Consider the following 14,341-nt stretch of genomic DNA (forward strand, 5'->3'; position numbering starts at 1 on the left):
TTCATGAAGCTGTCGATCGTCTTGCCGGCTTCGTAGCCCGATTGACCATTGGAGAGCAAGCCCTGCATCACCGCCTGCAGCAGATAGTCACCCGCCAGTCCGTTGCCCGGAACCGTCCGGTCGGCACCGGAGTCCCCCGACAAGATCCCCCGGCGCATGGCGGCCGGAAAATCCTTGGGTCCGAGCAAGCCATCCTGCTTGCCAGTGTTGGCTGCTTCCAATTGCTTGAACAGTGCCCCACCATTGGCCATCAACGCCTGGGCAGCGGCCTGGACATCGGTCGAGACCGGCTTGAGGTTGCCGTTCTTGTCCTGGTAGTAACCGGTATCGGCGATATCACTCATCTGCTTGGCTGACAGCAGCCCGGTATTGTTCTCCTGCTGGAAATTGCGGATGGTGTTGGCCGCGCTCAAGCTGGAGGGCATGCGTCCACCGCCCAGACCCATCAAGCTCAGGATGGCGCCCTTGAGGTTGTCGGAGATAGGAAGATTGTTGACCAGATTGGAGGTCGAGCCATCGCCCTCCTTCAACAGGATATCGCTGGACTCGGGATCGAACTGACCATCCGGCAATGCGCCAGGAAGGAAATTTTCCTGGTCGATGTTGTAGGTGGTCGTGGTGGTGGTCGTGGTGGTGATATTTACCGACATAGATTTCTCCAAAAAATGGTGGACTATCCGCACGCCCTTGTAGCGTGGCGGCATCCATTGCTGGAGATGCTTTTCTCCAACGCCATGCCTTCAACTGCCGCAACGCCCATGGACTCCCGAGTGAGTGACGCCGCGCGGGGCTTGGTTCCGTTTTGAATGCCTGTAGCAAGCACACACTGCACCGCCGGCTATGGGATAGGCCACAAAGGATGGAGCCGTCCGTCGCCAGGCGGCTCGCCGCCGAGACTTGTGCAGGCGCGTTGTGATCTACGTAGAACTCACTTCATCAATAGGCGTGAGATGCGTTCTAGTCAGACAGTCCGGTAGCAGCTGACCAGATGGGAGGCTGGTGCAGACGGCACGGACCACGAGCCACGCTGGTCTGTGCCGATGGGGCCGATGATTCAGATGGCCGACTGCGCGGCTTCCTCGGCCTTTTTGATGAATCTGGTGAAGATAGCGACGTGGTCAAGATCGGCCTTGGCAGCGCTCACACCCTCCTGGGTCTGGATGGAACGGCTGGCACCACCGTCGGCGCCATTGGCAATCGAAGAGGAACTGATCATGGTTTCTTCCTTGATGCTGAAAACGGAAGCACGATATGGCTGGGCTGGTCGCGCTAACAGGATTGCAGAACGGTGGCCCGAAAGCGGCCAGCAATGTCGCGATACTGAAGAGCTTTACGCGCTTATTGCTGATCGTTAACGTTCTTGGCCATGGAGTTAAAGATTTTCAGTTTGGCTAGTGAAGTTGCTTGCTGCGATACCCACAACTGAAACTCGATGGCCTCGGCAGAACCCTGCTGGGCGGATTGCACCATGGGATTGGCGCTGTCCATGCGCGAAGCGCCCTGCTGCGCTTGATATGCACTGTCAAGCTGGCTTTGAAATGTGCTCATGAGATTCCTTCAGTAAGTGGTGGACAGGTACCGGCAGCGGCCCCATCCGGCGTTGATGAGGGGGCGGAACGAGGCCTCCAGGCTCCCGTTCGCGCCAGAGCTAAAGAATGACAGTACCCGCGATCAGATCAGCTGCAAGGAGTTATCACGCCCCGCCTTGCCCATCTTCAGTTTCGCATTGTCTGCGTCCAGTGCTGTCTTGGCCGCGTCGGTACCTTCCTGATCGACGATGCCGTGCGCCGAACCCGCTGCTGCTCCTGCTGCAACTGCTGCCATAATGACCTCCATAAAAAGTGATTAAGAAAAGCCGCCGGATAGCTCAGCACCATCTGACGGTCCTTCGTGAGTGGAAGCTGGCGGGGCTCCGGTTCCATCTAAGCGCTGCCCTACTACTGCTGCAGCATCTTGATCAGAAGATGGTCAGAGGAAGCCGCACTGGTGTCCGGGTCATTCGGATCCCAGACTTCGTTGCTCCAGTTAACCAGGCTGCCCATGACCAGATCCTCGGCCAATTCCCTGCCGTTCCTGATCAATGATTCGCCATCGCGCGAGATTTTCATCAGAGTGCGCAGATCCATCTCCTCGGGCCGATCGCTGGCTTGAACCGCAGGCTTGACCAGGGCCGCAAATACCTGGTCGATCACGGCCGACATGCCTTCCTGGAGCTGCTTGCGCAGCAGCTCCATCTCCTGCTCGGACAGACCGATATTTTTGAGCGCGTCCAGTTGCCGCAGCCCCTGTTGATCCTGTTGAAGCGGGCGCCCCGCGCTTCCTTCCTCACCGGCCTGTGCAGCTTGCGCGAGGGCAGCAAAGTCGGTGCCGCCGACCAGTTCTTCGGGGCGGATCGGCAGATGACTGTGGATACGCTCCAGCGCACCTTCTCCATGCGGATCGGGATAGGAGAAGTAGGTCGTCAATGCATCACGTTCCATGTTGAACCTTCCATTTCAAAGCTGCGCATAAGCAGGGCTCGACAGGAACTTGTAGGCAGCATCGATCTTTGCGTACATCTGCTGCGCCTGCTCTTTTTCCTGGTCGCTTTTTCCTGCCTGTTTATCGGGATGCCAGCGCAAGGTCAGCATCCTGAATCGCGTTCTGATCTTGCCTTGGTCCCGTTCTCCCGACTCCAGACCCAGTGCGGCCAGCGATTCCTGCGCCAGCTTGTTCAAGTCCTGGCCCACGTATTGCTGGTCGGCGAAGCGGGAGGGATCAAACTCTGCGTTGACCTCGATGAAAACATGACCGGTGACATGATCCTTGACCGTGCGTTCCTGCCCGGCGCCATCCGCACAGGTCCTCCAATCCGACTTGGAGTGATGTGCACCGGTAGCAGGATGGTAGGTATCGTGCCAGTTGTTCTTGGTCAGTTCATCATAGGTTGTGCGCGAAACGACTCCGTTCTGATCTGGCTTGCTCCAGCCAGTACGACGAAAATGCAGGTGTAGGCCGGGATGGCGATAGGTCGTCCATTCGGTATTACCGGCATGATCCTGGATCATGCCGACAAACCAGCCATGGCTATCGGGAATGCTTGGCGAGAAAACCCTGAAATGCCGCAGCGGTGGCCCTTCATGTCGACTCGTCGTCCAATGGCGCTCAAGATGGTGCTCGATCTCTTCACGCTGCTGCCAGCCATTGCCTGTACTTCTCCAGTCGCTCACCGAGAGGCGCGTACCCGTGCTGACATCATGGGTGCCGTGCCATTTCACGCCCTGGCTGTGCCATACCAGTCTTTCCATCCTTGCTTTCTTGTCGAATTGCGCACCCGGCAGAATGGTCGCGCCCAGAGGAAGTACTGCACGCCAGTGAAGATGAATGGCGCGCTCTGCATCATGCGGTTGATGACTGTTGTAGATCCCGTATTGCTTGAGCTTGCCATAGAGATCCTGGATCAGCGTAGTCATCTGCGCCTGCAATTCTCCCAGCCGCTGACGCGCGACGGCATAAGCCTGTTGCGCAGCCGGATGGCTGCGCAGGCGCCGAGCCAGGCCAGCGGCATCGAACTGGGCACATTTCTTGGCCCAGGCACTGTTGCGCATTGCACTAAACGAAGAGGATAGTCTGGCCGCGCCACCGCGTATTCTGGTGCCAACCTCACCGCGTGGCGAGAGATAGTCGCTGATCGATCTGAAACTGAAGTTGTTATGAATGGGCATCCTGTCCTTCCCCGAAAAAGAGGCGGTGCGAAGAGCACCTCGCCGAACTGATTTCTCTGTCGCCACAGCCTTGCTCCGGTTCCATTGATGACGAGCGCCCAGGCCCACGTGGCGAGGCTTCGCGACGAAATGGAAGTACTCCACGGAACTGTTACCGCCCGGATTGCAACCTATCGGGGCAGTAATGATGTTCCCTTCAACTCTTACAAGGAAATAACATGAGCTTAGGTATCTCGTCGTCTAGCAGCGTCAGCAGCATCCCGACCGGCGCTGAAATGGATTCGTTCTCGTCGACCCTGAAAAATGCATCGTCCGGCGACCTGCTCAAGGCCCTGGGCAAGGATGGCATGGAGCCATGGCAGAAGGATGCCATCGTCAAGGAGCTGGAAAATCGAGCGCAACAGGCACAAAAATCGGATTCCAACAACGGTGCCAATGGCGCCAACGGTGGTGGTGGTGGTGGCGGTGGCGACGATGACGATATCAAGAAGCTGCTCAAGAAACTGACCAAAGGCACCATCAGTCCGCAAGAAGAGCAAAAGCTGGCCGGTGCCCTGGGCGTGGACACCAAGACCCTGGATGCAGCCAAAGGTGGCGACTCCGGCGGTGACTCTGGCGGCGGTGACATCAAGGGCGGCTGATCCCTTTGACGCTGTTTGCGATGACTTGGTCCGACTAGTCATCGCACCACCTGTGCGGCATCGGCAGGTGGTACAGCAATCCAATGATGATCCCGCCATGCCGGGATCATCCTCTGCGGCTCTTCTTCCTCAAACAGGAACAGTGCTGCGTGTGAATGTTTCTTCCTCTCAGATTCCCGCCTCGTCCTCTCCAAAGAGATAGTAGTCACGACGCCAGCGCAGTGCCAGGCTCACCAGAAAATCAAACAGCTCCAGGGTCGATTCAAGTGTCGCCGAACTCAGTGAAAAGCGGCAGATGAGGAAGATGCTGTCCTTCTGCGCCTGGTAGGTGAAGGCCGGACAGTTGGTGTTGAAGAGATACATGTTGGTTTCCAGCAAACGCAGCAATACCTGCTCCCGCTGCAAGCGTGGCAGCGGGCCGAACTCGCAATACAGCAGCACGCTGTCGGGCACGATCAGCCCGCCGTGGTAGAGGTTCAGTTCCACCCCGTCTACTTGCATGGTGGTGGCCTGGTGCAGGCTGCCCTGCAGCGGCAGGCGGAAATGCGCGCCCAGTTGTTCAATCAAGTGTCGGTAACGGCTGATCGTCATTTTTGCTTGTTGTTGTGGCGGATCTGTGTCGGTCAAGGAGGGCGCTGTGTCTGCAAGTTGGAGATGACACATCCTTGGACGTGCCAGCTCCGGCCTGCCGTCTTACTTGATGTCTTCCGGTTTGGGGATGCTGTCTTCCACGGATCCCTTGATGAAGGTACCCACGGGGTCCATCAGGGTTTCCAGTGGATTAGTCAGTGCGTGGAACAGACCGCCGATTAGCGACATGATGTACTCCTTTCCTTGAAGTGAGATCGACTCGACATGAGTCGACATGAGTGAGCGTTGCACTGCACCGGGTTCCCTCTCGTGTATCGATCATTCCCAGTTTTAGCATCGGTACGCGCGCCCCGCGCCACCCTCCCCGATCTGCCGGTCGCGGCCTGATCGCCTGCCTGGTCCCATTTCACCGCAGCCCATGGAACCAGCTCTTTTCGCGGCTCTACTCAATAACGCGGGTTCAAGAAATTTCCCGCCATCCAACCCGAAGACCCCTTTGGCGTGACATGCACACACCGCCCTCCCATTGGCGCGGACATGCCGCTGTTACACGGCAACTATCTTCGGTTCATCAAGCAATTCACAGAATACAAAGGTTAGAAAAAAAATGGCTCACATTCCTTCCACCAGTGGCGTCAAGCGCGACTATGACGATTACGCAGAGACCCCGCCTCAATCCCCTTCCCGCGCCACGACTCCGACTGAAACCAGCGGTACGCCCCGAGTCTCCGGCTCCGACTCGCGTGCCTCGGCGCTGCGTGCGGTCACCGATCCCGTTGTCGCCGACATTCTGCAGAACATCACCGGCAAGGACGATGGCCTCGCGGCCAAGAATCTGACGCTGTTGCAAAAGCGCCTGGGCCCTGGCTTCGTCAAGATGATGACCAGCCCCGGCGTGGCCGATCTGGTCCGCGACGTCAAGCTGGAACAGAACTTCGAGACCCAGCGCGGGCAGGACGCGGCGCTGGCCAAGCATTTTGGCGATGCCTCGGCAGTACCACTGCCTGCGAACATCAACCCGACCGAATTCGTGGTGGCGCCGCTGGATATCATGCCCTACAAGGTGCGCGACTCCAGCGAGTTCCGCGCCACCCTGCTGGAGCTCAATGGCACTGGCTACGGCAACATCACCACCATGGAGCCCAATACCTTGGACACGGTGATGAGTTCGTTTGGCAATGTCAGCCACATCCTCGAAAAAGAACCGACGGCGCTGTTCCTGGTCGCCTGTTCGGGACGTGAAGATCCGCCGGCATTCGGCCAGAGCAAGAAGATCCACGAGAAGCTGATGATCGCCAATGCCATGCAGACCACCATCTCGCAGGCACAGCAGGAGCAGGCCGAGAAGACCGGCCAGCCAGTCCTGGGCGTGCAGGTGCTTGGCATCGACAGCTTTGACGCCGACGCCCTGGTCATGAAAGATGGCAAGCCGGTCATCGAGAACAGCAAGGCGTTGGAAAAACCGGGGCGCGACAAGGATGGCGTGGAAAAGATGAAAACCATCCTCAATGGCCACAACTGGGAAAACCCCACCCAACCTACCGTGCTGGTCGGCTATACCGCGCAACTGGCCAAGGCCATCGAGATCCAGGACGGCACGCCCTTCCTCAATGGCCGCAAGGTCAGCTTCATCGGCAACGATCGCCTGGTCCTGAACATCAATGCACTCAATGAGGGTAGCGGCAAGAAACTCGATACGAGCAAATTCACCTCCAACAACATCAGCTATGTGCCGGCCGCCTCCAAGGGCCATGCCTACGCGTTTACCAACCAGTTCAACAAGGCTGAAGGTGCCGCCTATCCGGGTTTCTCGCGCGAGATCGTCAACCGCCAGGCTTCCACGCTGGAAGACGTAGAAAAGGAGGTCCTGAGTATGCTGGCCGAGGGCAAGCGCGTCATCATCAAGCCCAGTGGCACTGGCCATGGCGACGGTATCCGTGCCTTCGACATCGCCGAAAAGGAAACCCCGGAACTGATCCGCCAGGAAATCAAGGAGTCCTACGAATCCGTCAAGGGCACCTACGGCGACCGTGGCGGTTTCCCGTACACCATCTCCGGTTCATCCCCGGCAAGTCCCCCATCAAGGTCAGCAACCTGCACCGGGCGGTGCGTATCGATGAGCGCACTGGCCGGGCCACCTGTGTGGACGGTCCGGGCAGCCGGGTGGAGATTTTCGAGTACTGGTCAGACGATATGCGCAAGCTTTTCAAGGAGGCAGGCATTGCACGCAAGGAGCCGCCGCAGGAACTCGACTGTGGTCATCCTGCGAACCCGCAGGCAGAAGATGGGCCGCAGATCGTCTCGCCCAATCCCGGCGCCATCTACAGTCTGCGGCTCTCGCGCGCCGACGCCATCCTGCTGCGCGCCAACGCGGTACAGACGCACCAGCAATTGTTCTGGTTCGTCAACGAAGGCCTGATCGGCAAGGCCGAAGTGGGGCAGAGCCTCAACTGGACACCCCCTGCACCCGGGCGTTACCAGATCCGCGTGATCGACCAGGAAGGCCGTTCGGACAGTCGTGAAGTCGAGGTCGAATTCCTGCCCTGATCCTGGACCATCCGCAGAACTGAGACTGATCAAGGTAGGGCGGCAGCAGGCGTGTTTCAATATGCGCCATCCATGTGTGCGCAAGATGTGCAGACGCCTGCTTCCTATCTCCTCGAAAGCCCGACATGAAAACCGCCGTCTACAGCGCCCGCCGCTACGACCAGACCCTGCTGCAGCGAGCCAATGCCGCCGCCGGCAATACCCACGAACTGGTGTTCCTGCAAGACCGGCTCGATAGCAGCAGCGCACAACTGGCCCAGGGCTGTGACGCCGTGGCGGCCTTCGTCAACGATGACCTCGGCGCGGCCGTGCTGGAGCGGTTGGCGGCCCAGGGCGTGCGTTTCATCACCACGCGCTCGACCGGCTTCAACCACATCGATACCCAGGCCGCGCGGCGACTGGGCATCAGCGTGGCGCGGGTGGCGGATTATTCACCTTATTCGGTCGCCGAATTCGCCGTCGGCCTGCTGCTGGCGGTCAACCGCAAGATCGCGCGCGCCAGTATGCGCACCCGGGAAGGCAATTTCGAACTGGAAGGCTTGATGGGCTTCGACTTGCATGGCAAGACCGTGGGCGTGATCGGCACCGGCAAGATCGGCGCATTGTTTGCCCGCATCATGGCCGGCTTCGGTTGCACGCTGCTGGGCAGCGATGTGTATCGCAATCCCGACTTCGAAGCGCTGGGTGGACGTTACGTCGACAAGCAGGCGCTCTTTGCCGCCAGTGATGTGATTTCCCTGCATTGTCCGCTCACCGAGGCCACCCGCTACATCGTCAATGCCGAGAGTCTGGCCGCTACCAAGCCCGGCTGCATCCTGGTCAATACCAGCCGTGGCGGTCTGGTCGATACGGAAGCCGTGATTGCGGCCTTGAAGAGTGGCCAGTTGCGCGGCCTGGCCATCGATGTCTATGAACAGGAAGCCAGCCTGTTCTTCCAGGACTTGTCTTCCGCCATCATCACCGATGACGTGATCCAGCGTCTGGTGTCCTTCCCAACGTGATCGTCACCGGCCACCAGGCCTTCTTCACGGAAGAGGCCATCGGCCAGATCATGCAGACCACCATCGCCAATCTCAGCGATTTTGCTGCCGGCGTGAGCCTGGGAGAACGGCTGGTGGCCTGATCAGTGAGGGACTTGGCGGGTATCGAACAGCGAGCCCAGTTGCTCGCCGATGCGCGGACGCAGGTGCTCATGCACGCGTTGGATGATCTGTTCGGCATCGGCTGCGCCATAGGTCTGGGCCAGTTGCCGGTGCATGTCGAAATGCAGATAGAGCAGGCCACGCAGGCTCTGGAAGGCGGTCGGATGGGGTTGGCCGCAGACTTGTTCGTTGTTGTCCATCACATGGTTCAGTACACCCGGATCGAACAGGCGCACCTGGCAGATCACGGCGAAGCGGACGATTTCCAGGTCCAGCGCTTCGAGCTCCTGGCTCAATTCATCGGGGGTATGGCGCTCGGCGCTCAGTTTTTCGCTCATGATGGTCTTTCTGGTCTTTCGGCGGAGAGGGGAGTACACAGCTTAGCATTTGCTGCGCCGCGGAAAATTGTTGAAGATCAATCCTTCCCGAATGGGTGGGGTCGGGGTCAGCGACTTTTGTAAAGAATCAAGAAAATTGGCTGCCAGGCGGCACACCAGGGGTGTGCCGCCTGGAAGAGCGCGTCAGGCCGCTTCTACCGCTCGACGAACAGTTTGGACAGCCGATGGGCCTCGGCGTGTTCAAGGCGAGGGCGGTACTTGTCCAGATTCATGATGCTTCATCCTTGCTTGAAAAAAGAGGCGAAAAACTCACTGCAAGGCCGCAGCCGGACCAAAAAATTCATATCGGCTCTGCGCCGCCGGTACCCCCAGCTCGGCCAATGCGTGCTTGATGGCCTTCATGAACGGTTTGGGGCCGACGAAGTAGGCATCGATGTCGCGCGTGGCGGGCAGCCATTGCTGCAACCGGGCCGGGTCGATGAAGCCGTTAGCGTGGGCTGCCGGGTCGCCGGCGCGCGCTTGTTCGTAGCAGAAGTGCAGCTGTAGTTGCGGATGCTGTGCCGCCAGTTGTTCCAGCTCGCGCCGGAAGGCCTGTACGCCGGCATGACGGGCGGCATGGATGAAGTGTATCGGCCGGCCACTGGGCAAGGCCGCCGCCAGCATGGTCATCATCGGCGTGATACCCACGCCACCGCTGATCAAGGCCAGCGGCTTGGCATTGGCGGTCAGCGTGAAGTCGCCGGCCGGCGGGAACAGCTCCACCACCGAGCCCACGTGGATATGGTCGTGCAACTGGCGCGAGACCTTGCCGCTGGCCTCGCGCTTGACGCTGATGCGGTATTGCAGCGGCTGGCCAGCCTGACGCAGCGGTGCCGAGAGCGAATACTGGCGCCGTTGTTCCAGCCCATCGACCACCATGCGCAAGCCGATGTACTGGCCCGGCTCGAAGTCCAGCAGCGCGCCGCCATCCTGGGGCATGAAGTAGAAGGAGGTGATTTCCTCGCTCTCTGCTACCTTGCGCGTGACCACGAAATTGCGCGCCCCGCGCCAGCCGCCAGGCGCCTCGGCCTTGGCATCGTATTGCTGGCGCTCGGCACCGATGAGAATGTCGGCCAGTTGGCCATAGGCAGCGGCCCAGGCATCGAGCACGGCGTCGGTGGCGATCTCGGCCCCCAGCACTTCGCGGATGGCGCGCAGCAGGCAGTCGCCCACCATCGGGTAGTGTTCCGGCATGACCTGCACGGCCACGTGCTTGTTGATGATCTGCGCGGCCAGCGGCCCCAGTTCTTCCAGGCGGTCGATATGGCGCGCATACATCAGCACGCCATTGGCCAGCGCACGCGGCTGGTCGCCGCTGGCCTGGTGGGCGCGATTGAACAGCGGATGCACCTGGGGATAGTCACGCATGAGCAACTTGTAGAAATGCGTGGTCAGCGCCTCGCCGCCCGATTCGAGCAGGGGAACAGTGGATTTGACGATGGCGAGTTGGGCATCGGTAAGCATGGCGGACCTTTCAATGGTGGAGTGGATGTGCCGGGATGGCCCGGTCCACCAGGCTTATTACAAGAGGCGTGCCACCCTGTATTCCCAATAAAATCAATGGCTTGGCTTGTTTCTATGTGGTTTGAACCTGTGTCATAATGACTATATATCATTCTGTGATGAGTCAAAATGACTTCCAAAGCCCTGCTTGATGCCTTGCTGCCTCTGGTGGCCGACCTCTCGCGCGACATCGATGACCGCGAGCGTTACCGCCGCCTGCTGCACAGCCTGCGGGCGCTGTTTCCCTGCGATGCGGCGGCCCTGTTGCGGTTGGAGGGGGACTTGCTGGTGCCGCTGGCCATCGACGGCCTGTCCAGCGATACCCTGGGGCGACGTTTTCGCATCGCCGACCATCCGCGCTTCGGCGTGCTGCTGGCCAATGCCGCACCGACGCGCTTTCCCGCCGATTCACCCTTGCCCGATCCCTACGATGGCTTGGTCGATGGCTTGAACCACGCCCATTCAGGCGAGCTGGAGGTGCATGACTGCATGGGCTGCGCCTTGTCCGTCAATGGCCGCCCGTGGGGCTTGATGACGCTCGATGCCTTGGGGCCGGGGCGTTTCGATGGGGTGGACATGGCCTCGCTGCAAGCCTTCGCCGCGCTGGCAGCGGCCACTGTCAACGTCGCCGAGCGCATCAATGCGCTCTCGCAAGCCGGTGAGCAGGCGCGCCAGCGCGCCGAAGCCTACCGGCTGGGGCTGGAAGAGAGCCAGGGCAAGCGCGAGCTGATCGGCCAGAGTCCGGCCCAGCGCCAGTTGCTGGAAGAAATCCGCATGGCCGCGCCCAGCGATATGACGGTCTTGGTCACCGGTGAGACCGGCACCGGCAAGGAACTGGTGGCCTATGCCTTGCACGCCGCCTCGCCGCGTGCGGCCAAGCCCATGATCAGCCTGAACTGCGCGGCCTTGCCCGATACCCTGGTGGAAAGCGAATTGTTCGGTCACGTGCGGGGCGCGTTCTCGGGGGCGGTGGCCGACCGGCGCGGCAAGTTCGAGATGGCCGATGGCGGCACGCTATTCCTGGATGAGGTGGGCGAACTGCCGCTGGCGGTGCAGGCCAAGCTGTTGCGGGTGTTGCAGAGCGGCCAGTTGCAGCGCGTGGGCTCGGATCGCGAGCACCGGGTGGATGTGCGCCTGATTGCCGCCACCAACCGCGACCTCGCCGAAGAGGTCAAGCGCGGCCATTTCCGGGCCGATTTCTATCACCGCCTGTCGGTGTTTCCGATCCGCGTNGCACCCCTGCGCGAACGCGGGCGCGACGTCTTGCTGCTGGCGGGCTATTCCTTGNAACAGAACCGGGCGCGACTGGGCTTGTCCAGCCTGCGCCTGGCGGCCGATGCGCAGCGCTCCCTGCTGGCGTACCCGTGGCCGGGCAATATCCGCGAGCTGGAACACCTGATCGGTCGCAGCGCCTTGCGCGCCCTGGCTGCGCACCCGACGCGTCCGGCCATCCTGACGCTGGATGCTCAAGCGCTGGAGTTGTACGCGACCGAGCTGGACCCGTTAGCCAGCGTAGCGCCTGCCGCGTCGGCCGAGCCGAGCCCAGGCGATGCGCCTGCGCCAGACAGCCTGCGCCAGGCCGTGGAGCGCTACGAGCGTCAACTGGTGAGCCAGAGCCTGGAACGCAATGCCGGCAATCTCGCCGCCACCGCCCGTGAACTGGGACTGGACCGGGCCAACCTGAGCCGGCTGGCCAGGCGGCTGGGCTTGCGTTAAAGGCGGTTAAGGGAGGTTAAGGTCGGATAAGGGCGGATAAGGGCGATATGAAAGAAAAAGACCGGAACCACTCTGGGCAGCAGCCCATCCTGGTTCCGGCCTTGGTCTTGCCGTGCTGAAGGTGAAGCTTTACGCCTGATGCACCGATCCGGCCTGGGGCGGCTCACTGTCCAGTTCGGCCAGTTGTCCGCGGATGCGGATGGCGGTCAGGTGACGGGCGGCAGCGGCATCGTCGTTGACGTGTTGCAGGTCTTCGGGCGGCGCGCTGATGACCTTCACGGGAGCACTTGCTTGGGTGCTGCTGGGAATGCCAGGGTTGAGTTGCGACATGATGATCTCCAAGGGATGAAAATCTCGTGCTGGCCCGCCGCCATGTGGCGCACGGGCAGGGCGGCCCATGTTCGGCGCACGCCAGCCAAGAAGGCTGGCGACAGTCTGCGCATTAGGGCCTATTCACATTTAATCTCGCAGATTAAATGTGAATAGGCCCTAAAGATATGAACATTATGGCAAGCCAGATAGTGGAATATTAGCCCTTTTGGTTGCGCTGCAACAGGTGTTGGCTGACTTAATTTTCTGTAGGAAGCGGGGTAGTGTTGAGGCCGGACAATCCTTTGCATCTAATGGGGCCGGCTGGCTTTGCTGCACAGCAATGAATGGGCAGCCGGCGCTGGCTCACCTGATCACAGGATGTCCTACGCCAATGCGTGACATCCACCGATGCCGCCTGCGCGCGGCGGCTCCTAAGCTGCTGGTTCAAGCTAACGCACCCAAAGGAGATCGCATGAACGAGCGCAAGCAGGACGATTCCAATACCTACAAGATCATCGAGGTGGTCGGCAGTTCACCCAACAGCAGCGACGAAGCCATCCGCAACGCCCTGGCCGACGTGGTCAAGACGGTCAAGAACGTCGACTGGTTCGAGGTCACCCAATGCCGAGGTCATGTCGAGGATGGCAACCTGGCCCATTTCCAGGTGGGTTTGAAGATCGGTTTTCGGGTCGAGACCTGAGGGCAAGGTATTCGAGTTTTTATATGGCAGCGCTCGCTGCCATATTTTTTCATCTCATGTTGAGCGGCGTCTGGAGAAGCTCATCTGGCAGCGCAGCGCGAGCATCTCATCCGTATTTTCCATGTTGAGGAGGGGCGCGCAAAGCCATTGCCCGCGCGGTTTTCGCCGCGCTGCAACAGTAGGATTCATCCTACGCGATCTCACGTGGCTGTCCGATAGTGGCGACGGGTCCTGATCCGTATAACGTTAATCATCGGCGCACAAAAGACTGTCCAGTCCAACACCACAACAAGGACGGGTCTTCGCCCTGGCCCACCGGATCAAGCCACGGCCAAGGGGAAGATCGATGTGATACGTCGAGCCAAGGGTGCTTTCCATCTCAGGTGCTTTCACACATTAGGGGTCCATCTTGCAAGCTCGAGTTTTGTTAGTCAGCTCAGAGGCCGTGCCGCTGGTCAAGACCGGTGGCCTGGCCGACGTGATCACCGCATTGGCGGTGTCATTGCGCCACGTTGGCATCGATGCCAGCATCCTCATGCCCGCCTATCCGGAGGCGGTCCGCAATCTCGGTGAGACCGTGCAGATCGGCTTGAAGCACGGCTTGCCCGGCGGCGCCGGGCGGCTTCTGCGCGGCACCATCCCCGGTACCGACGTGCCGGCGCTGCTGCTGGATACGGCGCGCTTTCGCCAGCGCGGCGCCAATCCCTACCTCGATACCGATGGTGTCGAGTTCAGCGACAACGCGCTGTGCTTTGCCGACCTCTCGCACGCGGCCGTGGCCATCTGCGCCGGCGAAACCAGCCTGCCGGCGCCGCACGTGGTGCACGCCAACGACTGGCACGCCGGTCTGATTCCTTGTCTGTTGAAGTTGCGCGGGCTGGATCACATCGGCACCATGCTGACCATCCACAACCTAGCCTTCCAGGGCAACTTCGCCCTGGAGTCGGCCGAGCAGATCGGCATCCCGCAACATCTGCTGACCGGCGATGGCGTCGAATACTGGGGCAAGCTGTCCTTCCTCAAGGCCGGCATCCGCTTCTCGGATTGCGTCTCTACCGTCAGCCGCAACTATGCCGAAGAAATCATGACCCCGCGTTCGGCTGCGGCA

17 protein-coding genes and 1 pseudogene are annotated in these 14,341 nt (G+C 60.3%); 7 read left to right on the forward strand and 11 right to left on the reverse strand.

The window, feature by feature from the left end:
* The 6 genes from I5W_RS06365 to I5W_RS06380 form a co-directional block, all read right to left on the reverse strand.
* Positions 1–650, reverse strand: a 650-nt coding sequence (locus I5W_RS06365) for a hypothetical protein (RefSeq protein ID WP_044528606.1), incomplete at its 3' end; no start/stop codon positions are given.
* Between the two features lie 404 nt (positions 651–1,054).
* Positions 1,055–1,216 carry a hypothetical protein gene (locus I5W_RS32365; RefSeq protein ID WP_017453474.1) on the reverse strand — a complete coding sequence of 54 codons (162 nt, stop codon included), beginning with the start codon at positions 1,214–1,216 and terminating at the stop codon, positions 1,055–1,057.
* 122 nt (positions 1,217–1,338) lie between these two features.
* Positions 1,339–1,548 (reverse strand): hypothetical protein, encoded by a 210-nt coding sequence (locus tag I5W_RS06370; RefSeq protein WP_017453475.1) that lies wholly within the window; start codon positions 1,546–1,548, stop codon positions 1,339–1,341.
* Between the two features lie 123 nt (positions 1,549–1,671).
* Positions 1,672–1,824 (reverse strand): hypothetical protein, encoded by a 153-nt coding sequence (locus I5W_RS32370; RefSeq protein ID WP_171426908.1) that lies wholly within the window; start codon positions 1,822–1,824, stop codon positions 1,672–1,674.
* Positions 1,825–1,937: 113 nt separating this feature from the next.
* Positions 1,938–2,480: a hypothetical protein gene (locus tag I5W_RS06375; RefSeq protein ID WP_017453477.1), complete on the reverse strand. Its 543-nt coding sequence runs from the start codon at positions 2,478–2,480 to the stop codon at positions 1,938–1,940.
* 15 nt (positions 2,481–2,495) lie between these two features.
* Entirely contained in the window at positions 2,496–3,848 is a 1,353-nt protein-coding gene (locus I5W_RS06380; RefSeq protein ID WP_252716915.1) for a J domain-containing protein, read from the reverse strand.
* A 74-nt stretch (positions 3,849–3,922) separates the two neighbouring features.
* Here I5W_RS06380 and I5W_RS06385 point away from each other — a divergent pair, with 74 nt between their 5' ends.
* Complete coding sequence (locus I5W_RS06385; protein ID WP_238814146.1) at positions 3,923–4,345, forward strand: hypothetical protein; 423 nt, start codon at positions 3,923–3,925, stop codon at positions 4,343–4,345.
* Between the two features lie 168 nt (positions 4,346–4,513).
* Here the strand turns inward: I5W_RS06385 and I5W_RS06390 are convergent, their stop codons facing one another.
* Positions 4,514–4,972 carry a CesT family type III secretion system chaperone gene (locus I5W_RS06390; protein ID WP_237741953.1) on the reverse strand — a complete coding sequence of 153 codons (459 nt, stop codon included), beginning with the start codon at positions 4,970–4,972 and terminating at the stop codon, positions 4,514–4,516.
* A 66-nt stretch (positions 4,973–5,038) separates the two neighbouring features.
* Complete coding sequence (locus tag I5W_RS33835) at positions 5,039–5,164, reverse strand: hypothetical protein (RefSeq protein ID WP_017453481.1); 126 nt, start codon at positions 5,162–5,164, stop codon at positions 5,039–5,041.
* Between the two features lie 379 nt (positions 5,165–5,543).
* Here I5W_RS33835 and I5W_RS06395 point away from each other — a divergent pair, with 379 nt between their 5' ends.
* The 3 genes and pseudogenes from I5W_RS06395 to I5W_RS06400 all read left to right on the forward strand — a co-directional run bounded on the left by I5W_RS06395 (position 5,544) and on the right by I5W_RS06400 (position 8,606).
* On the forward strand, positions 5,544–7,355 hold the full coding sequence (locus I5W_RS06395) for a hypothetical protein (protein WP_252716916.1): 1,812 nt from the start codon (positions 5,544–5,546) through the stop codon (positions 7,353–7,355).
* On the forward strand, positions 7,265–7,483 hold the full coding sequence (locus tag I5W_RS33160) for a hypothetical protein (RefSeq protein WP_252716917.1): 219 nt from the start codon (positions 7,265–7,267) through the stop codon (positions 7,481–7,483). Before I5W_RS06395 ends, I5W_RS33160 begins: the two co-directional genes overlap by 91 nt.
* Positions 7,484–7,608: 125 nt before the next feature.
* Positions 7,609–8,606 (forward strand): annotated as a pseudogene (locus tag I5W_RS06400) (2-hydroxyacid dehydrogenase).
* On the opposite strand, the gene I5W_RS06405 reads toward I5W_RS06400, so the two are convergent.
* Positions 8,607–8,963: a hypothetical protein gene (locus I5W_RS06405; RefSeq protein WP_017450564.1), complete on the reverse strand. Its 357-nt coding sequence runs from the start codon at positions 8,961–8,963 to the stop codon at positions 8,607–8,609.
* A gap of 309 nt (positions 8,964–9,272) precedes the next feature.
* A complete protein-coding gene (gene hmpA, locus I5W_RS06410; RefSeq protein WP_044528608.1) occupies positions 9,273–10,466 on the reverse strand; it encodes an NO-inducible flavohemoprotein in 1,194 nt (397 codons plus the stop codon).
* Positions 10,467–10,634: 168 nt separating this feature from the next.
* Here hmpA and norR point away from each other — a divergent pair, with 168 nt between their 5' ends.
* Positions 10,635–12,221 carry a nitric oxide reductase transcriptional regulator NorR gene (gene norR, locus I5W_RS06415; RefSeq protein WP_044528609.1) on the forward strand — a complete coding sequence of 529 codons (1,587 nt, stop codon included), beginning with the start codon at positions 10,635–10,637 and terminating at the stop codon, positions 12,219–12,221.
* 129 nt (positions 12,222–12,350) lie between these two features.
* Here norR and I5W_RS06420 read toward each other — a convergent pair whose 3' ends face one another.
* The gene (locus I5W_RS06420) at positions 12,351–12,551 is read right to left on the reverse strand and encodes a hypothetical protein (RefSeq protein WP_017450567.1); all 201 of its coding nucleotides are present in this window, start codon (positions 12,549–12,551) and stop codon (positions 12,351–12,353) included.
* Positions 12,552–13,005: 454 nt separating this feature from the next.
* On the opposite strand from I5W_RS06420, the gene I5W_RS06425 reads away from it, so the two are divergent.
* Together I5W_RS06425 and I5W_RS06430 are read left to right on the forward strand one after the other, a co-directional pair.
* A complete protein-coding gene (locus tag I5W_RS06425) occupies positions 13,006–13,233 on the forward strand; it encodes a dodecin (protein ID WP_017450568.1) in 228 nt (75 codons plus the stop codon).
* Positions 13,234–13,642: 409 nt separating this feature from the next.
* Positions 13,643–14,341: glycogen synthase (locus tag I5W_RS06430; RefSeq protein WP_044528611.1), on the forward strand; the 699-nt coding region annotated here is incomplete at its 3' end.

The sequence above is a fragment of the Herbaspirillum sp. B65 genome (assembly GCF_000333555.1).
Lineage (GTDB): Bacteria > Pseudomonadota > Gammaproteobacteria > Burkholderiales > Burkholderiaceae_D > Herbaspirillum > Herbaspirillum rubrisubalbicans.

Bases quoted from the DNA above. Each gene is read 5' to 3' on its own strand.
- I5W_RS32365 (WP_017453474.1), bottom strand. From the start codon at position 1,216: ATGATCAGTTCCTCTTCGATTGCCAATGGCGCCGACGGTGGTGCCAGC.
- I5W_RS06370 (WP_017453475.1), bottom strand. From the start codon at position 1,548: ATGAGCACATTTCAAAGCCAGCTTGACAGTGCATATCAAGCGCAGCAG.
- I5W_RS32370 (WP_171426908.1), bottom strand. From the start codon at position 1,824: ATGGCAGCAGTTGCAGCAGGAGCAGCAGCGGGTTCGGCGCACGGCATC.
- I5W_RS06375 (WP_017453477.1), bottom strand. From the start codon at position 2,480: ATGGAACGTGATGCATTGACGACCTACTTCTCCTATCCCGATCCGCAT.
- I5W_RS06385 (WP_238814146.1), top strand. From the start codon at position 3,923: ATGAGCTTAGGTATCTCGTCGTCTAGCAGCGTCAGCAGCATCCCGACC.
- I5W_RS33835 (WP_017453481.1), bottom strand. From the start codon at position 5,164: ATGTCGCTAATCGGCGGTCTGTTCCACGCACTGACTAATCCACTGGAA.
- I5W_RS06395 (WP_252716916.1), top strand. From the start codon at position 5,544: ATGGCTCACATTCCTTCCACCAGTGGCGTCAAGCGCGACTATGACGAT.
- I5W_RS06405 (WP_017450564.1), bottom strand. From the start codon at position 8,963: ATGAGCGAAAAACTGAGCGCCGAGCGCCATACCCCCGATGAATTGAGC.
- hmpA (WP_044528608.1), bottom strand. From the start codon at position 10,466: ATGCTTACCGATGCCCAACTCGCCATCGTCAAATCCACTGTTCCCCTG.
- I5W_RS06420 (WP_017450567.1), bottom strand. From the start codon at position 12,551: ATGTCGCAACTCAACCCTGGCATTCCCAGCAGCACCCAAGCAAGTGCT.
- I5W_RS06425 (WP_017450568.1), top strand. From the start codon at position 13,006: ATGAACGAGCGCAAGCAGGACGATTCCAATACCTACAAGATCATCGAG.